21 protein-coding genes and 1 pseudogene are annotated in these 24,094 nt (G+C 62.9%); 9 read left to right on the forward strand and 13 right to left on the reverse strand.

Annotation, left to right across the window (positions count from 1 at the left end):
* Positions 1-305: 305 nt before the first annotated feature.
* Positions 306-902, forward strand: coding sequence for an NAD(P)H-dependent oxidoreductase (locus tag ACVDG8_RS26885; protein ID WP_447251136.1), 597 nt, complete (start codon positions 306-308; stop codon positions 900-902).
* 182 nt (positions 903-1,084) lie between these two features.
* Here ACVDG8_RS26885 and ACVDG8_RS26890 read toward each other — a convergent pair whose 3' ends face one another.
* From ACVDG8_RS26890 to ACVDG8_RS26900, 3 genes are read right to left on the reverse strand one after another with little or no spacing between them, the layout of a single operon-like run.
* The gene (locus tag ACVDG8_RS26890) at positions 1,085-2,170 is read right to left on the reverse strand and encodes an Acg family FMN-binding oxidoreductase (protein ID WP_447251137.1); all 1,086 of its coding nucleotides are present in this window, start codon (positions 2,168-2,170) and stop codon (positions 1,085-1,087) included.
* Between the two features lie 39 nt (positions 2,171-2,209).
* Complete coding sequence (locus tag ACVDG8_RS26895) at positions 2,210-3,844, reverse strand: PEP/pyruvate-binding domain-containing protein (RefSeq protein WP_447251138.1); 1,635 nt, start codon at positions 3,842-3,844, stop codon at positions 2,210-2,212.
* On the reverse strand, positions 3,841-5,784 hold the full coding sequence (locus ACVDG8_RS26900; protein WP_447251139.1) for a DUF47 domain-containing protein: 1,944 nt from the start codon (positions 5,782-5,784) through the stop codon (positions 3,841-3,843). The genes ACVDG8_RS26895 and ACVDG8_RS26900 overlap by 4 nt, the downstream gene beginning before the upstream one ends.
* 315 nt (positions 5,785-6,099) lie before the next feature.
* Here ACVDG8_RS26900 and ACVDG8_RS26905 point away from each other — a divergent pair, with 315 nt between their 5' ends.
* Complete coding sequence (locus ACVDG8_RS26905) at positions 6,100-6,387, forward strand: hypothetical protein (RefSeq protein ID WP_447251140.1); 288 nt, start codon at positions 6,100-6,102, stop codon at positions 6,385-6,387.
* A 39-nt stretch (positions 6,388-6,426) separates the two neighbouring features.
* Here the strand turns inward: ACVDG8_RS26905 and ACVDG8_RS26910 are convergent, their stop codons facing one another.
* Together ACVDG8_RS26910 and ACVDG8_RS26915 are read right to left on the reverse strand one after the other, a co-directional pair.
* Positions 6,427-7,296, reverse strand: coding sequence for a CHAD domain-containing protein (locus ACVDG8_RS26910; RefSeq protein ID WP_447251141.1), 870 nt, complete (start codon positions 7,294-7,296; stop codon positions 6,427-6,429).
* 122 nt (positions 7,297-7,418) lie between these two features.
* Positions 7,419-7,976 (reverse strand): CYTH domain-containing protein, encoded by a 558-nt coding sequence (locus ACVDG8_RS26915; RefSeq protein WP_447251142.1) that lies wholly within the window; start codon positions 7,974-7,976, stop codon positions 7,419-7,421.
* A gap of 218 nt (positions 7,977-8,194) precedes the next feature.
* Here ACVDG8_RS26915 and ACVDG8_RS26920 point away from each other — a divergent pair, with 218 nt between their 5' ends.
* A complete protein-coding gene (locus ACVDG8_RS26920; RefSeq protein WP_455707282.1) occupies positions 8,195-9,619 on the forward strand; it encodes a phytoene desaturase family protein in 1,425 nt (474 codons plus the stop codon).
* Between the two features lie 323 nt (positions 9,620-9,942).
* On the opposite strand, the pseudogene ACVDG8_RS26925 reads toward ACVDG8_RS26920, so the two are convergent.
* A pseudogene (locus ACVDG8_RS26925) lies at positions 9,943-11,462 on the reverse strand (aldehyde dehydrogenase family protein).
* Positions 11,463-11,665: 203 nt separating this feature from the next.
* Between ACVDG8_RS26925 and adhP the strand changes: the two are divergent.
* Positions 11,666-12,730 carry an alcohol dehydrogenase AdhP gene (gene adhP / locus ACVDG8_RS26930; RefSeq protein WP_447257102.1) on the forward strand — a complete coding sequence of 355 codons (1,065 nt, stop codon included), beginning with the start codon at positions 11,666-11,668 and terminating at the stop codon, positions 12,728-12,730.
* A gap of 344 nt (positions 12,731-13,074) precedes the next feature.
* Here adhP and ACVDG8_RS26935 read toward each other — a convergent pair whose 3' ends face one another.
* From ACVDG8_RS26935 to ACVDG8_RS26960, 6 genes are all read right to left on the reverse strand, one after another.
* Positions 13,075-14,187, reverse strand: a complete 1,113-nt coding sequence (locus ACVDG8_RS26935; protein WP_447251145.1) for an ABC transporter permease — start codon at positions 14,185-14,187, stop codon at positions 13,075-13,077.
* Positions 14,187-16,949 carry a ribosome-associated ATPase/putative transporter RbbA gene (gene rbbA, locus ACVDG8_RS26940; RefSeq protein ID WP_447251146.1) on the reverse strand — a complete coding sequence of 921 codons (2,763 nt, stop codon included), beginning with the start codon at positions 16,947-16,949 and terminating at the stop codon, positions 14,187-14,189. The genes ACVDG8_RS26935 and rbbA overlap by 1 nt, the downstream gene beginning before the upstream one ends.
* Positions 16,946-18,016, reverse strand: coding sequence for an HlyD family secretion protein (locus ACVDG8_RS26945; protein WP_447251147.1), 1,071 nt, complete (start codon positions 18,014-18,016; stop codon positions 16,946-16,948). The genes rbbA and ACVDG8_RS26945 overlap by 4 nt, the downstream gene beginning before the upstream one ends.
* Positions 18,013-18,645 (reverse strand): hypothetical protein, encoded by a 633-nt coding sequence (locus ACVDG8_RS26950; RefSeq protein WP_447251148.1) that lies wholly within the window; start codon positions 18,643-18,645, stop codon positions 18,013-18,015. The genes ACVDG8_RS26945 and ACVDG8_RS26950 overlap by 4 nt, the downstream gene beginning before the upstream one ends.
* A 453-nt stretch (positions 18,646-19,098) precedes the next feature.
* Positions 19,099-20,406, reverse strand: coding sequence for an NRAMP family divalent metal transporter (locus ACVDG8_RS26955; RefSeq protein ID WP_447251149.1), 1,308 nt, complete (start codon positions 20,404-20,406; stop codon positions 19,099-19,101).
* Positions 20,407-20,439: 33 nt separating this feature from the next.
* Complete coding sequence (locus tag ACVDG8_RS26960; RefSeq protein ID WP_447251150.1) at positions 20,440-20,652, reverse strand: hypothetical protein; 213 nt, start codon at positions 20,650-20,652, stop codon at positions 20,440-20,442.
* A gap of 71 nt (positions 20,653-20,723) precedes the next feature.
* On the opposite strand from ACVDG8_RS26960, the gene ACVDG8_RS26965 reads away from it, so the two are divergent.
* From ACVDG8_RS26965 to ACVDG8_RS26980, 4 genes are all read left to right on the forward strand, one after another.
* A complete protein-coding gene (locus ACVDG8_RS26965) occupies positions 20,724-20,849 on the forward strand; it encodes a hydrolase (protein ID WP_455707283.1) in 126 nt (41 codons plus the stop codon).
* Between the two features lie 80 nt (positions 20,850-20,929).
* Positions 20,930-21,295 carry a hypothetical protein gene (locus ACVDG8_RS26970; protein WP_455707284.1) on the forward strand — a complete coding sequence of 122 codons (366 nt, stop codon included), beginning with the start codon at positions 20,930-20,932 and terminating at the stop codon, positions 21,293-21,295.
* 56 nt (positions 21,296-21,351) lie between these two features.
* Positions 21,352-21,711: a hypothetical protein gene (locus tag ACVDG8_RS26975; protein WP_455707862.1), complete on the forward strand. Its 360-nt coding sequence runs from the start codon at positions 21,352-21,354 to the stop codon at positions 21,709-21,711.
* Positions 21,669-21,893, forward strand: coding sequence for an alpha/beta fold hydrolase (locus ACVDG8_RS26980; protein WP_455707285.1), 225 nt, complete (start codon positions 21,669-21,671; stop codon positions 21,891-21,893). Before ACVDG8_RS26975 ends, ACVDG8_RS26980 begins: the two co-directional genes overlap by 43 nt.
* A 72-nt stretch (positions 21,894-21,965) precedes the next feature.
* Here the strand turns inward: ACVDG8_RS26980 and ACVDG8_RS26985 are convergent, their stop codons facing one another.
* Positions 21,966-23,210, reverse strand: a complete 1,245-nt coding sequence (locus ACVDG8_RS26985; RefSeq protein ID WP_447251153.1) for an MFS transporter — start codon at positions 23,208-23,210, stop codon at positions 21,966-21,968.
* A 192-nt stretch (positions 23,211-23,402) separates the two neighbouring features.
* Between ACVDG8_RS26985 and ACVDG8_RS26990 the strand changes: the two genes are divergently transcribed.
* Entirely contained in the window at positions 23,403-23,768 is a 366-nt protein-coding gene (locus ACVDG8_RS26990; protein WP_447251154.1) for an SHOCT domain-containing protein, read from the forward strand.
* Positions 23,769-24,094 lie beyond the last annotated feature (326 nt).

The raw sequence follows: 24,094 nt of genomic DNA on the forward strand, positions 1-24,094 counted from the left end.
TGCGAAAGGCCCGCGTTCCACTTTGCGAAATCAGGGAACAGGGTCTCCACTCAAGCACTGGCTGCGAAAAGCGGCAAAGCGAACCGTCGAAGCCGTCTGCGACGCAATCGGCCAAATCCTCAATCGGGTCACTCCACACGAATGCTCAAACTATTTCGCAAACTCAGGCTATGACCGGAGATAATCTCATCCCGCTCTAGCCCCGTCTTCGCCGGTTCGGAGGCCTGACCCAGATCAAAGTCCGGCGGGGCCTAGTTGTGATAACGCAGCTATCCACGTGCAGCGATCCGCCGAGTGAGCTGCAAATGGATCAAGGTGGACAAGCTGTGAAGGTGCTCCTGCTAAATGCGCATCCGGACGTGGACAGCCTATCAGACGCTCTGGCGACGGCGTACGAGAACGGAGCCCGGGCTGGCGGTCACGAAATCAAATGCATTGCCCTCCGCGACCTGAAGTTTGATCTGGTGCTGAGGGGCGGCTTTCATCAGCAGAAGCCGCTCGAGCCTGATGTCACTAGGCAGCAGGCGCTGATCCAATGGTGCGAGCATTTGGTCATCGTCTCGCCAAACTGGTGGTGGGCAGCGCCCGCCTTGCTCAAGGGATATGTCGATCGCGTGTTTCTGCCCGATTTCGCGATGCGCTACCACGCCCGCTTTCCCTACGTTCAGCCGCTTCTGAGGGGCCGTTCGGCTCGTGTGATCTATACCCAGAACTCGCCACGCATCGTCGGCGTGTTGTTCCGCGGCGACCTGTTCTGGCGCTGGATTTCCGGCTGCGTCCTCCGGCACTGCGGCTTTCGCCCTGTACGGCGGCTTGCTCTGTATGGCGCGAAGGACGCACCTCCAGATCGCAGGACCGCGTTCGTGGAAGCGGCACGTGCGCTTGGCCGTCGTGCCGGCTGAGCAGTGGAAGCCAGGGGTAGTACCTAAACGCCGGTGATGGATCGACGCCAATCGCGAAGGTTGGGTGGAGAAGCCACCCGATGGTGGGCAATTGGCGCAATCTTCCTGTTCGTGAACCGGAAATCATGACCCATCGGGGGTTGCTGGCGGATAGCCGCTGCTAACGGTCGTCGTCCTGTGTGCTAGGCCAGCACCGCCTCGACAGGACGGCGCGGCGAGAACGGCAGCTCCGACCCGTAGCCGAACCTCATGATGATGTCCGGCCGCCGCCCGCTCTCTCCAACCAACGCTGCCAGCTCGGAACGCAGGCTGGCAACCTCGACCGGCTGGTTGATGAAGGCGTGCTTCAGGCCGAGGCTGGTGGCAGTCAAGGCGAAGCGCTGGCAGGCGCGGCCGGCCTCGATCCAGTGCGCCTTGTCCTCGCGTTCGGCAAGGAAGACCGCCACGCCCGCCGAGGACCCGAGATGACGCGCATACTTGTCATTCTCGGCCCCGGCCCGGAAGAATTGGTCGAAAACGAAGTCGCCCAGCACTGTCGGCAGGACGGGATTGCCGCTTGCGGCGGAGAAAAGCCCGTCTCCAGACGCCATGGCGCTGCGCGGGTTGAACCGCACCCATCGCTTGAGCTCACGCATGAATGCCGGATCGGCCATCTGCATGCTGTTGCCGGCGATGACCAGATCGCGCACTCGGCCGAGCCGCGCTCGGTCGATGACGAGGACCAGCCGAACCCTGAGCCCTGCCGCAGCCAGTTCGAGCCTCGAGAGATCGGCGGCCGGAACGGAACGTCCGTCATATTCGGCACGAGTCGACTGCCGCCTCGGGATTGCAGTAAGCAGAGGATCGGACCTTTCCCGACCCCTGGAAAAGACATAGCGCGCACCATCCCCGCCGAGGTCGATCCCGCCTGGCCGCCCCGTCGCAGCAGCCGCAATTGACAGGTTCTCGGCGGCACAGCCGAGACTGACAAACAGGTGGTGGTCGTCCGGATCGACGGCGGGTGTGCGACGTGAGCTATCCGGCAGGATGTCGATGGCGCTGTCGCCAGTGCGGAATCGCCAGGGCTGGGTGTTGTGGCTGTTGGCGGCGAGCGTGGCGCAGCGGATCAGATCGCGAATGTCCGGCGCTGCAGTCAAACCGGTGCGCATTCGACCCACGTAATCGTCGTAGGCGGTCATCGATCCGACCGCCGACGTCCAGGCGGCTGTGCCAGCCCCTGCCAGCAAAAACGCGCCGCCAGCGCCAATGAGCAGACTGCGCCTATTCATGCCCATGCCCTCCGGCAACCCGAATGCCTGTGCATCCCGTCAGGACGCCCGTTGCGCGATGCGGCCGTGCAACGCATCCAGCCGGGTCAGCAGCTCGATCGGCACACGCTCGACGATGCGGGCCGCTCCCGGGTAAATGCTGCCGTCATTGCCGTCCAGGGTGATCACCGCGCCCTCGGGGAGGATCATGCCGCCAATGTTGATCTCCTTTCGCGCATCGTCGATCGTCATCGTCTCGCACCCGACAAGGCAGACCTTGCCGAGCTGTCGCGCGACGACGGCGGCATGCGACGTCCTGGCGCCATGCTGCGTCAGCAAGCCGTCGGCGAGGTCGAGCGCGGCAATGTCACTGGTCTCGGCATCACGGCGAACCAGGATCACGCCGGCGCCTGCGGCCTTGCGCTCGCGCACCCTTGCCTCCGCAAGCGCGATCTCGCCGCAGACGACCCCGTTGGCCGCTGACGCCGCCGACGCGATGGGCGACAATGCCGTGCCGCCGTCGGCCGCGATGGTGCGGACGGTCAGCGCATGCTGGTCAAGGTCGCGGGTCCGGTCGCGTGCGGTCTCCGCATCGATCACGCCCTCGGCGAGAAGATCGAGCGCGATGCGGGCGGCCGCCAGGGGAGTGCGCTTGCCGTTGCGGGTCTGGAGCAGGAAAAGGACACCTTCCTGCACGGTGAACTCGAAATCCTGCATGTCGCCGAAATGGCGCTCGAGCAGGGTCGCCGCGTCGACCAGCTCGTCCCAGACGCGCGGCGCGACCGCAGCGAGCTCGTCATGGCCCCTGGCGGTTCGGCGGCCGCTCACGACGTCCTCGCCCTGCGCATCGAAAAGGAAATCCACCCAGGGATTGGGTTCGCCAGTGCTGGGATTGCGGGTGAAGCCAACGCCGGCGCCGGAGAGGCCGCCGGCGTTGCCGAACACCATGCGCTGGACCGTCACCGCCGTGCCCATGTCATGCGACAGGCCGTGAAGGTTGCGATAGGCCACCGCCTTCTCGCTGCCCCACGAGCGGAAAACAGCGCAGATCGCTTCGCGCAGTTGGGTCTCCGCGGTTTGCGGGAACGGCACGCCGACCTCCCGGTGAAAGGTCTCCAGATGCCGACGGGCGATCTGCCGCAGGCTTGCGAAGTCGAGGGATCGCTCATCCTCGTCCTGTCGGATGGCAGCGAGGTCGGCCTCGAAATGATGAGGATCGATACCGGCGACAATCTCGCCATAGCCGGCGATGAGCCGGCGGTAGGCGTCCCAGGCAAGCCGCGGATGGCCGGTCATGCGGACGAGGCCGGGAATAGTCGCGTCGCTAAGTCCGATGTTCAGCAGAGTCTCCATCATGCCCGGCATCGAGACCGGCGCGCCTGACCGCACCGAGAGGAGCAGCGGTCGGCGAGCGTCTCCCAGCTTCAGTCCGGTGAACGCTTCCAGCTCGGCCAGCGTAGTCTGCCAGAGTTGCGGAACGACCGCTTGCGGATTGGCGCAATAACCGGTCCCTATCACGAAGGCGGGCGGCATCCTGAGGCCAAGTGCGGCCAGCCGGGCGAGATTGTAGGCCTTGAACCCGAGGACGGCCGGCATGATCGCATCGGACAGCGGTTTCTCGCCGCCGATGAAGTACACGCGTTCGAGATCTTCCCTGGGCATGGGCTGCGCGTTCTGCCTGGCGGACGGCCTCATGCTTCGGCTCCCAGGCGGCTGAACGCCAGGTCGCGTATGCCATAGGCGGTCGCAAGCAGCGCGTCCGTCGCAAGTTCCAGGGCCGCGGCGAAATCGGTTCCCAGGCCAAGTGTCGCGGCATCGTCGATGTTGCGCACCAGCAGGCGCCGGACGTCGCGCAGCAACTGGTCGCACTGCTGTTCGGCATTGAGCACGCGCCAGGAGACGGCAATGAATTCCTCATGATCGCTGGCATCGCTGCCTTCGCCGAGCGCGCTGGCGATGACCAGCAGCTTGACGTGATCCTGCGTGGCTTGCAGGACTTTTTCGGCAAGCTGCAGCATGCCCTGGCGCACGTCGCCGGGCCAGCCCTTGTCGTGATTCTCGGCGACCAGCGAGAACAGGAATGCAGCTTCCTCCATCGCGTCGGCGATGTCGTCGGCACGCTCGATCAGCCTCGTGAACGGAAGCCAGCGCGGATTGCGTTCGGCCCGCTCGCGCGAGCGCATTACGAGCAGGTCCGCCTGGCGCTCCCAGGCCTTCGCCCGCTTGGCCAGCTTTTCCGCGTCCTTGGCTGAACGCTCGTGGCCGTGGGCAATGGCATCGCGGATCCCTTCAGCCAGCGCGTGGCAGAACGAAGCGTGCTCGCTCAGCAGCGCGAATTCGTCATGATGGCGCCCGATATGGCGGATGAACAGCAAGCGGATCGAATCCGCGATCCGCGACAGCGGCTGATGCTGCTGCATCGCCAGCGACGATTGAGCCAGCGCCTCGACCAGGAAGTCCTGCGCCGGGGCGGCGCCCATGACTGCGTCGAGCCTGTCGCCAACGCGAAAATAGTCGCTGCCGATAGCCTCCATGGTTGCGAAGATCAGCTTTTCGCCGCCCGCTTCCAGCCAGCCCCTGTGGCCGATCTCCCGCCGGGCGCATTCGTTCAGGACTGCAATGGAGCCAGCCTTGCCGACGATCTGGCGCAGCCGCTTGCGCGCGCGATTCCAATCGATCAGGAAGACGATCCGCGCGCCCAGCCCCTCCAGCGCCTTGTACAATGCAGCCTCGTCGCCGCACTCGAACGTTGCTGTGCCAACGTAATATGCATCACCTGCGTTGAGGCCCTCGGTCATGCGTGAGCCGACCGCCGACCATTTCGCGCCGAGCTGCGAAAGCATGTCCTGGAAGAAGGCGAAGCGCTGCCGGTGCAGATCCGAATAGGTCAGCGTAAGAACCAGGCCTTCCACCTGGGCGACGAGCACATGCGCATCATTGGTGCCGATGTCGTTCTGAATCAGCAGGCGGTCGCCGTCGCGCGTGGCGGCGGTTTCGAGACCCGGATGATCGAGCTTCAGCGCCCGCGTGCGGTTGAGGCCCTGCATGAATGCGGAAATCCGCGGCCCGTCCTGCGCTGACAATTGCCAGACATGGGCGCCGTCGATCGTTTCGTCGGAGAGATGCGCCGCCAACTGGTTCAGCCCCTTGTGCATATCCATCACGAGGATATGGAAACTGTCCTCCTCGCCACGCTTGCCGCTGGTCAGGGCCTTCAACTGCGCTGCGTCGAGCGTCGCTCCAAGCTGGTCGAGCCATCCGCACCACTTGTCGACGCGCGCGCAAAGCGCGCGATGCGCTTCTTCGGCGATGCCCTGGATCGGCCGTGCCATGGTGCGCAGATCGTCGCGCAGCTTCGCCGCCAGCTCGGGCAAGTTCGTGAGATGCAATGTCGAACCTTCGAGATAGGCGGAGTTTGGCAGTTCGATGATCCACGGCGCATCAATATGCGCCGCGACATATTCCCGGTGCAGGTCGAGTTGCGCCGTTCCGGGATGATCGGCATGGGCATGCGCCGCCTGCAGCGCCGTCAGATAGAATTTGAGCCGGTCGTTGGCTGCCAGTGCCGCCTTGACCCAAGCAGGGCGCAGCAGTTCGGTCTGGCCGAGCGCGGCGACGACATCGTTCTTTTCCATGTTCAACTCTCACTCAACGTTTCATTGAAGTAGACAAGCATGCGTTGAGATCGGCCTTGATATCGATCAAGGAAGAAGTCGGCGACGCACACAATCTGCCAAGAAATGCGAGCGCAGAGCCAAAATATTAGCCGACTTATAATAACGATAGATATGAAAAGCTTTGCTGATGTCTTCGACCATGTTTCTTCTGACGGGCGAATATTGCGCCGGCGCGCGCTCCAGACCGGGCGGTCCCGACCTGCTCGGAACGCCGGCCGAGATATGCTAACCTTGGATTTCGTTGGACACTTCGCCAGGTGAAGGAGAGTTGCCATGGCCTCGGAAGCCGATCTTGCCACCATATCCAAGACAATTCTGGAATTGGCGACGCCGGAAATGTCGCCGAAGGAATTGATGCGCGCCGCCAGAGGGGAGCATCCGGAAGCGTCCCGAAAGGACGTTGTCCGGGCTGCTTTCTATGCCATCATTGCCAACACGGGATCGGAGCCGAGCAAGTTGGCCGCGGTCCATGATTTCGCGCTCAAGGAGCGAGCCGCTGCCGAGACCGGCAACTCCTCCAGAAAGTCGAAATCCCGCGGAGAGGAAACCGCCGGGTCTTGAAACAGAAACAAGCCGCTGCCGGGCCTGCTCACAGCCGTGTCACTTCCAGAACGGGCGAGCCTCTTTGAGACGCCGCCAGAGCGCGGTCGAGTGGGTCCAGCCGACCTCGGCGCGTGCCTGGCTTGCTCCGAGTACCCATCCGACCGCACGATGCGCGGCCGGAGTGTCCTCGTTGAACGCCTCCGCTCCCGTCAGTGTGGCCTTGACTGTCGCCGCATCGTTGAGGTCACCGAAGACGGTCTGGAGTCCTTTCAAGCGCTTGAGGAACCGAGCGACGCGCTTTGCCGGAAACAAGGGGGAAAAGAACTCGGCAGCATATCGCAGCTTCTTCAGCTCCTTGCGCAGTTCGTGACGCTGTTCGACCGTCAAAGTCTCAAGTCCATGCGCACGCTTGACGGCTTTCTTCCAGCGCCTCTTAAGCGCTTGTCCGGCAAATTCGCCGATCGGCACTGCAAGCCGCTCGGTCTGCCCGAAATCCTGAGGAACGAGCCAGCCGCGCGTCTCCACGAAGCGCGCCAGATCGATCAGGAAAGCCTGCACGCGCGCCTCGACAAGAAGCTTGCGCAGGTGATTGCGCTGTTCCGTTGCCCGCAGTGAAAGCGCTTCGGAGAGGGCGGCGAGACGCGGTTCGTCCGGATGGGACTTGGCCTCCCGCCCCACGGTATCGTTGGCCACCACGTCGAGGTCCCTCAGGCGGCCGACCTCCTGCCCAAGCCAGCGCGCTTCGCCGCTGAGCCGCTCCATCGCCGGGCTTTGCAGCAGCGGCGAGAAGACTGAAAACGCGCTTCGCAGACGGCGCAGGCCGATCCGCAACTGATGCGGCCCCTCGGCATCGTCGAGCTCCCTGACCGCCACGACATTTGTTGCGATCTGATCAAAGCATTCGCGTAGGATGTCGCGCGCCGCCAACTCGGCAGTCTGTGCCGGATCGATCGCAACTGCTTCGGCGTTTCGCGGCCTGAGCGGGAGATCGATCCTTCCTTCTTCCGCCAGAAGATAGCCGCGTGCCGCCTTGGAAAGCTTCGAGAACCTCAAGCCGCCTTGGGAAACAGTGCGTGCGCGATATCGAACAGTCCACCAGGGTTGCCTTCGAGGAGTTCGATCTCCACTTCGGAAAACCCGGCCGAGCGCTCCCCGGCACGGATCTCGCCAATATCCACCGCCAGTTCCGCGCGGGTGCCGTCGCCAAGCAAAAGCTCGCCGGCGGAACGCTTGATCAAGGTCTCGCAGACGGGCTGCAGCGGTGTGCCGTTCAGGAGTTGAAGGACCGCCTCTCGAACATCCGCGTCCGGAATCGCCTCGGGACACGGCCGTCCCCCTGGGGCGAGGTTTTCCACCTCGCCGGTCTGCGACAGACCGCCGTGCAGCTCCGCCTTGGTCTTGACAGTCTGGACCCAGCGACGCCCGTCGCGGCGGAGCCGCAGAGCAATCCCGGCCTTCTTCAGCGAGTGCTCGGGAGAATCCAGATAGATGCTTCTGAGCGTTCTCGTTGTCGGGTGGCCACTGGCCAGCTTCGACGCCTTCGCATGCGCCCACACTTCGCGGGACGCCGGCTGGTCGAGGAGAAATTTCAGCTCGATCTCGCTCATGTGACAGTTTCGTGTCTGTTTTGCTGCATTACAGCCCCTACAGCAATTGGAGGTGCGTGAGCAAGCTGCTGCAGGGAGGCAAGAACGGTCCCTGCACACGCGAGGTACCTAAGACCACCCAAGGCCGAACTTCCTTGATCTTGCTCAATGACACGTCCCAAAAAATCCTGATCCTGAGTTCGCTTGAGAGTTTGGCGCAACGACCGAGGAGCGAGCCCATGAAGCCTGCATCACGAAAGATCGTCATTGTCGGCGGCGGCGTCGCGGGCCTGTGTGCAGGCGTTTACGCCCAAGCCTCAGGCTATCAAGTCGAAGTGCTGGAGCAGAACAGCGTGCCAGGCGGGCTGGCGACGAGTTGGAGAAGGGCGGGCTATACCTTCGAGACCTGTCTGCATTGGCTGGTCGGATCCTCGCCCGACGGCACGCTCGGAGCCCAGTGGCGCGAAGTGTGCGATCTCGACAGGCTCGCATTCGTCCATCCCGAGGAATTTCAGCGGATCGAGACGGAGGACGGTCGGTCGTTGCGCGTCTACAGCCATGTCGATCGCCTGGAGGCGGAGTTCTTGCGCGCATCGCCGCAGGACGCCGAGGAGATCAGGGCCCTTGCCGCGGCGATACGCGGGCTCGCGGATCTTCCGTTGGAAGAATTGAACGAGGCCTGGCCGCGCAAGGGGCTGGCGATCCTCCGCCTTATCCCCAGGCTACCACTTTTGCAGCATTGGTCCTCCATGAGCTCGGCCGAGTACGGCAAGCGTTTCGAGCACGAACTCATCCGGCGCTTCTTTGTCGACAGTGCGACCAGCGCCATGTCGGTGATCGCGCTCGTCTTCATGTTCGCATGGATGAGCCGGAAAAATGCGGGCTATCCGATCGGCGGCTCGAAGGCTGTCGTCCGCCTCCTCGTCGAACGGTTCCGCGCTCTCGGCGGGACGTTGCATTTGATGGCGAAGGCGGACGAGATCCTGGTGGAGAACGATGTGGCCGTGGGCGTGAGGTTCGCAGATGGAGAAACGATTCGTGCCGATTGGGTCATCTCGGCGGCGGACGGTCACGCCACGATCCATGATCTTCTGGGTGGCAAGTACCGGGATGGGGCGATCGATCGGTTCTACGAACAACAACCGGTCTACCCATCTTACCTTCAAGTGTCGCTGGGCGTGACACAGGACTTGTCGGCCGAGCCAGGCTTTCTGTGCCGCTGTCTGACCGCCCCGCTCCGGTTGGATCCGGAAACCGTCTTGGACGAGGTGCCGTTTCGGATCTTCCACTACGATCCGACCTTCGCGCCTGCCGGCAAGACAGCGATCACTTCATTCTTGCCGACCTACAACTACGCCTACTGGCTTGATCTCGAGGGCAGCGATCCGAAGCGCTACGCGGCGGAGAAACAGCGCGTCGCGGAAGCCGTCATCGCCACTCTGGACCGACGCATGCCGGGGGTCAGCAGACGCATCGAAACCATCGACGTCTCGACGCCCGCAAGCGTCGTTCGCTTCACGGGCAACTGGAAGGGGAGCATGGAGGGCTTCCTGCCGACGCCCGGTACGGGCTTCGAGCCAGACGCCAAACCCTGCCAGGCCTCGGTCGCTTCCGAATGGTGGGGCAGTGGGTGCGGCCGGGCGGCGGCTTGCCGTCCGGCCTGATGACGGCGCGCGCAGCCATCCGGGCCATTTGCTGCAAGGACCACGTGCCCTTCATGCCCAGGTCGGCATCCGGGTCGGCCAAGCTGCCTGAGTTTCGATAACCAACTGGAATAATCACCGCCACGCGCCGATGCAGGCGGCGGATCCTGCGATGGCATGCCGCCCAATTTGAGCGCCGAAACACTGACGCGCTCGGCCCTCCGTATGCGATCGTTCAAGGCTCAAAGGATACTTGGCAGTCGCGATGGACCGCGTGCGTCAGGGCCAGGCAACCCGATCCTCCATGGTCGCCAAGGCGACCATGGAGAGAAGGCCCGACGTTCTCAGAAGAAGCCGAGTGCCTTGGTGCTGTAGCTGACGAGCAGGTTCTTGGTCTGTTGATAGTGGTCGAGCATCATCTTGTGGTTCTCGCGGCCGAAGCCTGAGGCCTTGTACCCGCCGAAGGCGGCATGGGCCGGATAGGCGTGGTAGCAGTTGGTCCACACCCGCCCGGCCTGAATTGACCGGCCGAGCTGATAGGCGTCGTTGCCGTTGCGTGACCAGACGCCCGCGCCCAACCCGTAGATCGTGTCATTGCCGATGCGGATGGCGTCGTCGATGGTCTTGAACGATGTGACCGAAAGCACTGGCCCGAAAATTTCTTCCTGAAAGATGCGCATCGAGTTGTCGCCGGTAAACACCGTCGGCTGGACAAAATAGCCCCTCTCGAGCTCACCGCCGAGATGTGCGCGTTCGCCACCGGCGACGCATTTGGCGCCTTCCTGCTTGCCGATCTCGATGTAACCCAGGATCTTGTCCATCTGATCCTGCGAAGCCTGTGCGCCCATCTGCGTGGTCGGATCGAGCGGATCGCCGACCCTGATCCTCGCGACGCGAGCCACCGCGCGCTCCATGAACTTGTCGAAGATCGATTCCTGAACGAGAGCACGCGACGGACACGTGCAGACTTCGCCCTTGTTGAAGGCAAAGAGAGCGAACCCTTCGAGCGCCTTGTCGAAAAATGCGTCGTCGGCATCCATCACATCGGCCATGAAAATGTTAGGCGACTTGCCACCCAGTTCCATGGTTTGGGGAATGAGGTGCTCGGCCGCATATCCCATGATTTGCTTCCCCGTGGTCGTCTCGCCGGTGAAGGACACCTTCGAGATGCGGGGGTTTGCCGCGATGGCCTTGCCGACGGTGCCGCCTGGTCCGGTGACGACGTTGAGAACGCCTGCCGGCAGAATGTCCGCCGTCAGGCCGGCGAAGATCAGCAGAGTAAGCGGTGTATTGGAGGCCGGCTTGATAACCGTGCAATTGCCCGCGGCAAGGGCCGGGGCGATTTTCCACGCGGCCATCAGCAACGGGAAGTTCCATGGGATGATCTGCCCCACGACCCGATCGGCTCCTTGAAATGGTATGCGATCGTCTCGGCGTCGATCGTGGAGATTCCGCCTTCCTCGGCCCGGATACAGCCGGCGAAGTAACGGAAGTGGTCGATGGCGAGCGGTATATCTGCGCCGCGCGTCTCGCGGATCGGCTTGCCGTTGTCGAGTGTTTCGGCGAGCGCCAGGAGTTCGAGATTGTCCTCCATGCGGTCCGCGACCTTGTTGAGCAGCTTGGCCCGCTCGGCCGGCGATACGCGCGCCCATGCGTCCTTTGCCTTGTAGGCTGCGTCGAGTGCAAGTTCGACATCCCGCTCGGTCGACTGAGCGATGTCAACCAGTCGCTCGCCATTAACGGGGCTGTAATCGGTGAAATATCGTCCCTCAACCGGGGCGATCCATTCGCCGCCGATGAAATTGCCATAGCGCGCAGGCAGGTTTCCTTTTGAGCGCACGAGTTCGAATGCGTGATGAGACATGACATTATCCTTCCAGCAGCGTGCTTTTCATCGACTGCTGATGCGAACTCTCTTGGCTTTCGGCTGACCGGACATTGATCCTGGTCAACGGCGAAAGATTTCCTCATTGCGCTAGGTCAATGAAACAGGACGTGGCGCGCCTCATGTTCGCCAGGCCAGCAAGAAATGCAGTCGAGAAACAAGGAGAATGCGCTGTGGTGAAGATGATGAAGGCGGCCGTGGTCCATGAATTCGGCAGACCGCTATCGATCGAACAGGTACCGGTTCCCATTCCTGGCCCGGGGGAAATCTTGGTCAAGGTGATTGCGTGCGGCGTTTGCCATACCGATTTGCATGCCGCCGACGGAGACTGGCCGGTGAAGCCCGTGCCGCCGTTCATTCCGGGGCATGAGGTTGCAGGCGTGGTGGCGGCGCTCGGCCCTGGCGTGACCGATTTCAAGGAGGGTGATCCGGTCGGCGTCGCTTGGCTGCACGATGCCTGCATGCGTTGCGAATACTGCGAGACCGGCTGGGAGACGCTTTGCGAGCACCAGCATGACACCGGCTACAGTTGCGACGGCGGCTTCGCGGAATATGTCATCGCATCCGCGCCTTTTGCCGCGCGCCTGCCTGCCGGCGTCGATTTCGCGCAGATGGCGCCGATCCTTTGCGCTGGGGTGACCACATACAAGGGACTGAAGGAAACCGAGGCCCGGCCCGGCGAGTGGGTAGCAATATCCGGCGTCGGTGGTCTCGGCCACGTCGCGATCCAATACGCCAAGGCGATGGGACTGAAGGTTGTTGCCCTGGACGTTGCACCCGAGAAGCTCGCTCTGGCCAAGGCCGCCGGAGCCGATCTCGCATTCGACGCGCGCTCGCCGGACGTGGTGGCCAAGGTCATCGAGGGGACCGGAGGCGGCGCTCACGGCATTCTCGTGACTGCGGTTTCGACACCGGCTTTCAGCCAGGCGCTGCACATGGTTCGCCGCAAGGGGACGATCAGCCTGGTAGGCTTGCCGCCAGGCGAGTTTCCGACACCGATCTTCGACGTCGTGCTGAAGCGGATCACGGTGCGCGGCTCGATTGTCGGAACCAGGCGCGATCTCGACGAGGCCATCGCCTTTGCCGCTGACGGCAAGGTAAAGGCCGAAATCACCAAGGGACGCCTCGAGGACATCAACACAATATTTGCAAACCTCAAGGCCGGCAGGATTCAGGGACGGATTGTGCTCGATTTTTCCGAGCCCGTTCGCAAGCCGGTATCAGAGCGCGCGGCCGTTCCCGCCTGACAAGAAATGCGACGGCGGCGGCGCGAAGCCGCCGCCGTCGCGTCGAGACTTCCGAACGGGCGGCCATGGAAAATCCAAGATGTGACGTGCTGGCAGCTAGCTAGCATCGACGCCGTGGTGATCAGTGCAGCCGGACAGACCGGCCGACGGGTCGTTTGCGGCCTGGCCGCCGCGGAGCGCGGGGCAGGGCGGTGGCGCGCGGAATTGAGCCGGCGAGCGGTGGCGGCGTTCGGGCTCGACGACGTACCTGGACCGAGCGATGGCATTGAGCTTCCTGCACGCGGCGTTCCGCGCGCCGAACCAAGGCGGTTGCCGAGCAGCAAGCGACAGAGAGGCATCTTCCTTCACTTCAGGAACTGGCGAAATTGGCGCAGCGAGAAGGCAAACAGCGCAACGCCGATGGCCAGCAGCGCGGCAAGCTGAGGCCAGACGACGTCGAACCCGGCGCCGCGGAAGAGCACCGCCTGCGCCAGCATGACGAAATGCGTGTTTGGGGCAGCGAACATGATGGCCTGGATGATCTCCGGCATGCTCTCGCGCGGCGTGACGCCGCCGGACAGCAATTGCAGCGGAAGCAGCACCATCATCAGGAGAAGCCCGAATTGCGGCATCGACCCCGCGATGGTCGCGAGGAAAATTCCAAGGCAGGTCATGGCGAATATGTCGAGAGCCGCCCCGGTCATGAACAGCGCCAGCGATCCGTTCATGGGCACGGCAAGTAGGCCTTGGACGACGATCACCAGGCAAAATCCGGAGGCCACCAGCACGACGAGGCCCATCGACCAGATCTTGCTTGCCATGATCTCGAAGGCGGTCACCGGCATGACCAGGAGATGTTCGATGGTCCCGTGCTCACGCTCGCGGATCAAGGCCGCGCCGGTCAGAATGATCGACAGCATGGTGATGGAGCTGATCACGTCGGTGATCGCGCCGAACCATGCCTTGTTCAGCTCCGGATTGAAACGGGCGCGCAGGTCGAGGGCGACGGGCAAAGCGGTTTCCGATCGGTAGCGGTCGAGGAACTCGGTGACCTCGCCCGACACGATCGACTGGACGTAGCCACCGCCGGTGAAGGCCTGCGACATGCGTGTCGCGTCGATGTTGAGCTGAACGGTCGGCGAACGGCCGGCGAGAAGGTCGCGCTGAAAGTTCGGAGGGATGTCCAGCGCAAAGGTGTCGAGGCCCGCATCCATGCGGCTGTCCATCTCGGACTGGGAGATGAGCTCGGGCGCGACGAAATAGGGAGGGTAGAAGGCGCTCACGATACGCGAAGCCACCGCCGACTGGTCCTCGTCCACGATCGCGATCGGCGCCCGGTTGAGAGTCTCCGGCATCGCCTTTGATGCCGTGTAGATCGCCACGGTGAAGGAATAGAAGATCAGCACCAGCAGCATCGGATCCCGCGACAGACCGCGCAGTTCCTTGACTCCAAGCTGGAGGATGTTGGCTAGTCGCATCAGCGGGCCTGCTTTCTGAGGAAGATTGTGCCGAGGCCGAGCAGAACGGGGACGGCAATCAGCAGGGGAATGAACGCACCGGAGAGGTCATTGAAGCCGAGAGCCTTGGAGAAGGTTCCGCGCGAGATCATGACGAAATAGGTCGTCGGATAGATCTTGCCGACAACGGCGCCGAAACCCTGGAGCGACGAGACCGGATCGATCATGCCCGAATATTGCGTGGCGGGGATCATCGTGAGGATCGCCGTCCCGAAGATCGCGGCGATCTGGCTGCTCATGAAGGTCGACAGCACAAGCCCCATCGCCGTCGTGACGATAACGTATGCCAATGCCGCGGCCGCGAAGGTCGCAAAGCTGCCGGTGAAAGCCACGCCAAAGCCGTAGACGGCAAAGGCGGTCAGCAGCAGGAAGTTCAGCATTGCCAGTGCCACGTAGGGCATCTGCTTGCCGAGCAGGAACTCGAGCCTGGTCACGGGCGTGACGTAAAAGTTGATGATTGAGCCGAGTTCCTTCTCGCGCACCACGCTCAGCACTGCCAGCATGGCCGGTATCATCAGGAGCAGAAGCGGGATCACCGCGGGAACGATGGCGTCGAGGCTGCGAACGTCCGGATTGTAGCGGTAGCGGATCTCGATGTGGAAAGCGCTGGCTGCCGCAGCATCGCCATAGATGGCGCGCGCCTTCTGGGTGAGCCAGCCTGCATGCATGCCTTCGACGTAGCCGCGGACGGTTTCCGCCCGTGTTGGCATCGCGCCGTCGATCCAGGCGCCGACGGCGACGTTTCGGCCGTGCGCGAGGTCGCGTCCGAAGCCCGGCGGGATCTCCAGCGCCAGGCTGATCTCGCCGCGCTCCATGCGCCGGTCGAGGTCGGCGTAGCCGGACAAGGGTGCCTTTTCGGTAAAATAGCGCGAGCCGGCGAGCTGCAGCACATAATCGCGGCTGATGGCGGTATCGTCATGGTCGAGGACCGCGAATGAAAGGTTCTCGACATCCATGTTGATGCCGAAACCCACCACGAACATCAGGATCAGGCTGCCGATGGTCGCGAGCGTGGCCCGGATCGGATCGTGCAGCAATTCCAGCGCCTCTCGCCTTGTGTAGGCGAACATGCGGCGGAAATCGAAGATTCGGCCGGGCTTCGTCCCCCTCAGCGCTTCCCGGGCTGGAAGCATCGTTGGCATCGACTCTTGCGCGGACGCCTCGGGTTCCTCGGCCCTCATCGCCTGTTCCAGGTAGCCGATGAAGGCCTCTTCCAGCGTCTCGGCCGAGCGGCTGGCAATGATGGCCGCCGGGGTGTCGCTGACAAGAACCTTGCCCGCATGCATCAGCGAGATGCGGTCGCAGCGCTCCGCCTCGTTCATGAAGTGTGTCGAGACGAAGATGGTCACGTTCTCTCGGCGGGAAAGATCGATGAGGATGCGCCAAAAGCCGTCGCGGGCCACGGGATCGACGCCCGAAGTGGGCTCATCGAGGATCAGTATGTCAGGTGAATGGATCATCGCCACGGCTAGCGAAAGGCGCTGCCGGATGCCGAGCGGCAGCGCATCGGGAAGCGTGTCCATGTGATCGGCAAGATTGAACTGGCCGGTTACCTCTTCGACCCTTTTGGGGATCGCTGCGGCGGCGATTTCGAATAGACGGGCGTGCAGTTCCAGGTTCTGGCGGACCGTGAGCTCCGAATAGAGCGAAAAGCCCTGCGACATGTAGCCGACACGCCGCCGCACATCTATGTCGTGCGGGTCGATCTCCCTGCCGAACAGCTTGGCCTTGCCTTCGCTGGCGTCGAGCAGGCCGGTCAGCATCTTCATCGTGGTCGTCTTGCCGCAGCCGTTCGACCCCAGGAAGCCGAAAATCTCGCCGCGGCCGATGCGGAAACTCACATCCTCAACGGCGGTGAATTCGCGGAAGCGCTTCGTCAGATGTTCCGCTTCGATCGCCGCCTCGCCGTCGACCCCCGCGGAACGCGGCGGAATGACCACCTGTTGGTAGCCCTCGCGCTTTTCGGCCGGCAGCAATGCGATGAAGGCGGCGTCGAGATCCGGCGCGCCTGTCTGTTCGAGTAGGGTCGCCGGCGTGCCGGAGGCCAATACCCGCCCGCCATCCATCGCCAGCAGCCAGTCGAAGCGGGCTGCCTCCTCCATGTAGGCGGTGGAGATGATCACGCTCATACCCTGGCGGCCCTGGCGGATGCGCTCGATCAACTGCCAGAACTGGCGGCGCGACAGCGGATCGACGCCGGTGGTCGGTTCGTCAAGGATCAGCAGGTCCGGATCATGGATAAGCGCGCAGCACAGGCCAAGCTTCTGCTTCATGCCGCCCGAAAGCTTGCCGGCCGGCCGGCCGGAGAAAGGGGCCAGCCCCGTGCTCTTGAGAAGTTCGCCGATGCGGCGCTCACGCTCTAACCGCTCTTGGCCGAAAAGGCGGCCGAAGAAGTCAATATTGTCGAAGACTGAGAGGGTCGGATAGAGGTTCTTGCCCAGGCCCTGCGGCATATAGGCGATGCGCGGATAAGCGTTCTGCCGGTGAGCGACGCTCGCCATGTCGCAGCCGAGCACTTCGATGCGACCCTGCTGGATGGCGCGGGCGCCCGCGATCAGCGACAGCATGCTGGACTTGCCGACGCCGTCAGGGCCGATCAGCCCCACCGTGCATCCGGAAGGAACATCGAGCGTGACGGCATCGAGCGCCCGGGTCTTTCCGTAGGAAAGGCCGACATTCTCCAGCCGCGCCACGGAGCGCGCGGCAGGCGCCTGCGCGTTCATTGCACCAGCGTCCCCTGCAGGCTGTCAGGCCATTTGGCATTGGGGTCGAGGCGGATATAGGCCGTGCCGGGGAGGCCGGTCTTCACCTGCTGGATGTATTTGCGCAGCAACTCGGGCGCTATCTGCGCCTTGACGCGGAACATCAGCTTCTGGCGTTCTTCTTCAGTTTCCACCGTTTTCGGCGTGAACTGCGCGACGTCGGCGACAAAGGTGGCCTTGGCGGGAATGATGTATTGGGGCGCGGCATCCAGGACGAGGCGGACCTCCGTTCCCAAGGCCACGCGCCCTGCCTGTGTGGTGGGCAGGAAGAACGTCATGTAGACGTCTTCAAGATCGACGAGGTTAAGCACCCTGCCGCCACCGGCCAGCACCTCGCCGGGTTCGGCCACGCGATACTGCACGCGCCCGTCGCGCGGCGATTTGAGCGTCGCATCGTCGATCTCGGAATCGATGCTCTCGATGGCGGCCTGTGCCGAATCGACGGCGGCCTTGGCATCCACGACCTGTGCCTTGGCGGCGTTGATCGCTGCTTCGCTGGCGGCGAGCTGGGCCACGGCCGCGGCCACCGCCGCCTTGGAGCCCTGCTCGGACGCCCGATCATTGTCGAGAACCTGCTGTGAGATCGTGCTGTTGGCCGCAAGTTGGGTGGAACGCCCGAAGGTTCGTTCGGCGACGTCGAGCTCGGCCTCACGTTGCGCGACGACGGCTGCCGCTGCCGTTCTCTCAGCCTCCCGCTGGACGATCAGCGTGTTGGCGGTGTCGACACCGATGCTGGCACGCTGCAACTGTGCCTCGGCCTGGCGGCGCTGCGCCTCGAGCTGCGCAGTATCCATCCGGGCAAGCACCGCGCCGGCTTTGACGAAGTCGCCTTCGTCGGCAAGGATCTCCTTGATCCGCCCGGCCGATTTCGTCGAGACGTCGATCTCGACCGCCTCGATGCGGCCGTTGCCGCTTGCTATTCCATCGGGAAGCTTGCTGTTGCCGGATTGCTGCCAGGCATAGTATCCGCCGGCCACAAGAGCTGCCGCCAGACCGGCGAATAGCCATGTGCGTCTGACGCTGTTCATATTTGCCCCTTGCCGTCGTCGAATGCGGCTCCCTTGGAACCGTCAGGAGCAGGAAATGCACCGTCCAGGTGGATGGATGACGCTGGAACAGTGCCAAAGGTCTTGAACGGCACGGGGCGATCGGGCTGCATGCCGCTTCCGTTGCCCGCAGTTGCCTCATGCCGATCGATGGCCTGCGTCCAGACTGCCAGAATGCTGTGCAGCGTCTCCGTCGCAACAAGGCAATACCCTCTCGGATCCAGGATGAGCAGCACTGCGTCATCGTCGTTGCGGACTTGCCGGAACGACCCGTCGATGAGTTCGAGACACGTGCGGACCTGCTGGATATCGACAAGGCGCGTTCGACGCATGATGTCATCGAGCCTGAAGGCCTCCACCCCGTCCTTGCTGATGCTCGCGCCCTCACGGCCGAGTTCAAAAAAAACATTGACGACGGGAAGCATGCCGCGGATCGAGGCATAGACGGCCGCCGCCTCCTGCACCGTGCAGGCCGCCAGATGCCGGGGACTTGCGAATGCCTCGGATCTCGGACCAAGGCCAAGCGTGACGGCGATCTCGCGGTCCAGCCACTGGCGTACCTCCGGCGGTGCGGATCGAATCTGTTCGCGGCTCAATGTGATCCCAACCATGGTGTGCTGCTCCACTGCTGTTCTGAACTGTGTGCGGATCAAAACCAGAGCCTGGGCGCGGCATCCTTGATCGGTGTCAATTGCGGCGTGATCGGTGGCAGTTCCGGTATCTACTGGTGTTGTCAGCGCGTGCGCAGCTGTTCCTTAACGATCGGTCCCGTTAGTTGAGCAACGTTCCAGTTCTCTTGGGCGCAGACCTGGGGAGAGGCCTGAAGCATCGAAGCGGAGCCCGACGGGAAGTCGATATGGCCACGGCGAAGCTGGCATGCGACGCTGCTCTCGAAAAAGGGGAGGTGGCGATCTCGATCCGAAGTGAAGCCAAGCCAAGCACAGGGTCTCGGCTGGGAATTGCTGGGAGTTCGCTCCCTCTGCGCAAATCGGCCGACGGCTTGCCGCCTGAGACCAATTTAGATGCGAACTCCAATCTTGGGGAGCGCTGGTGGCGAATTCTTGCTAGCCGGAAAACAGCATCACGATTAACGCTCCTGCCATGAGCGCCGTCGCGATCCAGCCAAGAATGATGATCGGCCGGCCGGACGTGAAAGGTCCCATCACGGAGCGGCTTGAGGCCAGCAATATGACCACCACCATGAGCGGCACCGCGACTACGCCATTAATGACGGCGCTCCAGAACAAGGCCTTCATCGGGCTGATGGGGAGATACTGGATGGTCAGCGCCGCCAGGATGCTTACTGCGATGATGCCATAGAAGCCGCGCGCGTCACTGGCTTTCAGCTCGAGGCCTTCTTGCCAACCCATGGTCTCCGCCAGCGCGTACGCCGCCGAGCCCGCCAGCACCGGCACGCCGATCAATCCGACGCCCAGTATGCCGGCCGCAAAAAGCACGAAGGCGAAATCGCCTGCCAGCGGCTGCAGGGCGCTTGCCGCCTGCGCCGCGGTTTCGATGTTCGTGACACCAGCGACATGCAGCGTCACCGCGGTCGCCAGGATGATGAAATAGGACGTCAGGTCCGAGTAGAACATGCCGCTCCAGGTATCCCAGCGCAACCGGCGGAATTCGCGCTCGGATGGCGTCGCCACCTCGAGGAGCGAAGGAGCGCCTTTCATGTCCTCGACCTCTTCGGAGGCCTGCCAGAAGAAGAGATAGGGGCTGATCGTCGTGCCGAAGATGGCCACCGCGACGGTTGCGGTATCGGAATTGAGCGCAAGGTTGGGCCACACGGTGCGAAGCACCACCTCGCTCCACGGCACGTGGACCATGAACAGCACCGCCGCATAGGCGAGCAGCGAAAGCGTCAGCCATTTGAGGAAATTCACATAGCGATGATACGGAACGAGCACCTGCAGGACCAGCGTGCCGAAGGTGAAGAACAGCGTGGCCAGATGCCTGTTCATGCCGGTGACAAGTTCCGCGACCTCGCCCATAGCCGCTATGTCGGCGGCGATGTTCAGCGTGTTCGCTATCAGGAGCAAGGCTACAACGAATTTGAGCACGACCGGCGGGAAGAACGCCTTTATGTTCGCGGCAAGCCCTTTGCCCGTAACGCGGCCGATGCGTCCGCACATCGACTGGACCGCCGCCATCAGCGGAAAGCAGAGCGGCATCGTCCAGAGCATGTTGAGGCCGAATTGGGCGCCTGCCTGTGAGTAGGTCGCAATTCCGCTGGGGTCGTCGTCGGCCACTCCGGTGATCAAACCCGGACCGACGCGAGCGAGCGGATGTTCCTTCAGGCGGCCGATCAAACCCCGCAAGCCGGTGGAGGCGGTGCCTACCTTCGTATTATCTTCGACGACGTTCATCGTGATGGATCGCTACGACAGACTCGCCGGGGGCTACATGGTCAAGCGCGGATAAATACGCGCAGAAATCATGATCATCACAGCAACGATGGCAGCTTGCACGATGAAGCCGACATCGAGGCCGAATGTGCTGGCGCTACCGGGTGAGCGTGAGCGTCTGGTCCACCGCCACTCGGTTCGCGAAGGACTCGACAGCCGCTTGGTTTCGATCAGCAGGTCGGCTTTTGCTGGTGAGGAGGCATTCATGAGCGGACATTGTAATCGTGACAAACCCCCAACTCTTTGACTTCGCTCAAAGCCGAGAGTGGCACGAGAAGATGCGGCAGATCGTACGCAATCGAAAATCAGAGCCTGGCGACGTCTATTTCTTCTATACGACGTGCCCGAAATGCGCCAAGGCCTATGGAAAGAACTATGTCGTTGGCATCGCGACTGTAGATTAGCACCCGCGGGGTCACCGCGTTGCCGTCACTTCCAGGTGACGCTGGTCAGTTTTTGCTCGTCCCTTGGAGGAGCTTTCGCAATGACTCGAATTGGCGGTTTCCTGCTGGTCATGCTCATCGCCATAGCGACCGCGACCGGCGTGACTTTCTTGCTTTACCGGAACGAGCTTGGTCGTCTGCGCGACGCCGTCAGCCGAGGCAGTCTGGTCGCCAACCTCGACATAGGCCCGATCGAATACGCCGACAGCGGTGCGGGCATTCCGCTGTTGTCGATCCACGGCGCCGGCGGCGGCTTTGACCAGGGCCTTGCCCTTGCTGCCGATCTTGTGGGTGGGGGCTTTCGTATCATCGCGCCGTCGCGCTTCGGCTATCTACGCACGCCCGTTCCGCAAGACCCCTCTGCAGCCGCGCAGGGCGACGCGCACGCGGCGTTGCTTTCAAGCTGAACGTTCCCAAAGCAGTAGTTGTCGGTGTTTCGGCCGGAACCCGTTCAGCGGTCGAACTGACACTCCGGCACCCTGACAAGGTCGCCGCTCTCATTCTGATCGTCCCAGCCCTCTATTCGCCCACCAGTCCAGTCTCGATCAACGTGAGCCTCGGCAACAGGTTCGCATTCTGGGCCGTCAATGCTGGCGGCGATTTCGCCTGGTGGGTCGCTGAGACGATCGCACCGTCGATACTTATTCGCTTTGTCGGTGTTCGACCGGCGCTAATAGCGGCCGCGCCCCAAGCCGAGAGGGAGCGTGTCATGAGCTTCGTCAGGAGCGTCGAACCGCTGTCGCTGCGCTTCCCGGAATCAATATCGACAGTGCCCCAGAGTTGGATGAACTGCCGTTGGAAGAAATTACTGCACCAACAATGATCATCTCTGCGCGCGACGACCTGTTCAACACGCTGCCGGCAGCCGAATTCGCAGCGGCCAAGATCCCCGGTTCCAAGCTGGTCGTCTACGACACGGGCGGACATCTTTTAGTCGGACGGAAGCGGGAGGTCCGCAAAGCAGTCCGCAACTTTCTGGCTGACGCGGGCCTGATCATCCGATAGCCCGAGACTGTGACGCAACATCCGTCGACCCGCATCAACCAGACCTGCCGTGCGGCAAGATGGCTGCCCGGCTCAGGGCTGACCGGACACTGCGCCGTCTTCCACCTTCCCGTTGCGCGGCATCAGCCAACGGACCAGGGCAAGGCCAAGGAGCGCCAGCGCCGTGAAGCCCGCCCCTGCCAGGAAGGTCATTCGCGGTCCGAAAAGATCCCAGAGCGTGCCCGCCAGCAGGCTGGCGGCCAACAGCGCGAGCCCGCCCGACAGATTGAACATCCCGAAGGCGGTGCCCCTCAGCTCCAGCGGGGCGGTATCGGCGACCAGCGTTGCCAGAAGCCCTTGCGTGAACCCCAAATGCAGACCCCAGAGAGCCACGCCGAGCGCGACGCCGGCGAGGTTTCCGGGAAACGCCAGCACGATGTCCGCGGCAATCAAGATCAGGAAGCCGAGAATAAGCATCGTCAGGCGATTGACGCGATCCGAGAGCACGCCGGCCGGATAGGCGGCGAGCGAGTAGACCACGTTCATGACCACGAGCACCAGCGGGACGAGCACGATCGGCAAGCCCATGACCTGCGCGCGCAGTATGAGAAACGCTTCGCTGAACCTGGCCAATGTGAACACGGTGGCGACGCAGACGACCAGCCAGAAGGGCGAACCCAGGCGCCTGAGCTCGGGCAAGCTCAAGGGAGCACGCACTTCACGCAGGTCGGCGGGCCGCGCAGGCTCGCGGACGGCTGCGACCAGCAGCGCGACCGCCAGGAGGCCGGGAACGACCGCGGCCCAGAACACGGTCCGGAACTGATTGGCGGTCAGCCACATGAGGCCGATCGCCAGGAGCGGCCCGACAAACGCGCCGACCGTGTCGAGCGCTTGGCGAAGTCCGAAACTGGCGCCGCGCGCGTGAGCAGGAGCGATGTCTGCGATCAGGGCATCGCGCGGAGCGTCGCGAATGCCCTTGCCGACACGGTCGACAAAGCGAGCCGCCACAAGCCAGCCGATCGAAGAAGCAAGCGGGAATACCGGCTTGGTGAGAGCGGCGAGGCCGTAACCGATGACCGCCAGCAGCTTGCGTTTTCCCAGCCAATCCGACAGCGCGCCCGAAAAAACCTTGGTGATGGCGGCCGTCGCCTCGGCAATGCCTTCGATGGTGCCGACCGTCACCATCGATGCGCCCATGACGGTGACGAGATAGATCGGCAGCAAGGCATGGATCATCTCCGACGAGACGTCCATCAGCAGTGAGACGAAGCCCAGCGCCCAGATTCCCGCGGGGATTGTCCTCAGGCGGACGGGGGTGGTTTCCTTGAACTGTTCCATGCCCCTTCGCCGTGTCGGCATTGATCGCGCTAGCGTAGCGAACCTGCGGCGGCACTGTCCATCGAGATCGACCGCACCATGGGAAGGCCGTTGCGCTGCACGAGGGAGCACGCCGCGAATGCGGTTGATCTCGCGCAAAGTGGGACCCGATCAACGGCGTAGAATGGTATCCATTCAAGATGGAGCAAGCCAATGCAGAAGGCTTTGATGAAGTCCGTAGTGGCAGCGAGCGCCATTCTGGCCCTTATACCCTACACGGCATGGGCGCAGGCGCCGTCCGACATCGGAAGGTACGAATGGGGACCCCATATGATGTGGTGGGGCGGAGGTTGGTACGCCATGATTTTCGGTCCGCTGTTCATGATCCTCTTCCTCGCGGTGCTGATAGTAGCCGCGGTCTCTCTCGTCCGCGGGCTGAGTGGACCGTGGTCAGGGCCGGTGTCACCGCATCACTCGCTCGCCAGCCGCACACCGCTTGATATTCTCAGGGAGCGATTTGCGCGCGGCGAGATCGATAAGGAAGACTTCGAGGAAAGGCGCCGAGTGCTCGGCGAATAGGTAGCGTCACCACCCCGGTAGGAGGTGTAGCGGCCCCTGAAAAATCCACCCGCTTGCTGGCTTTTTTGGTGCCGAAGTTCCGCGAACAAACGCCGACCTGGTCGGCTGAGATCTGCAACGAATGGTCGCCAAGCAGCCGTGAATAGAATGCTTGCTACCCAGCGCTAACTCCGAAGGTCGTCCCGGCTGCAACCATGACGATAGTCGCGATGCCCCACAATGTGACCTTGTAGTCCCCGCGCAACACGCCCGCTCCAATGTGCCGAACTGCGCCGCCGGTGAAAGGTCACGACCATGCGGCCGAAACCCGAGGATTGTTGGACAGG

This window comes from Mesorhizobium sp. ORM8.1 (assembly GCF_053005525.2).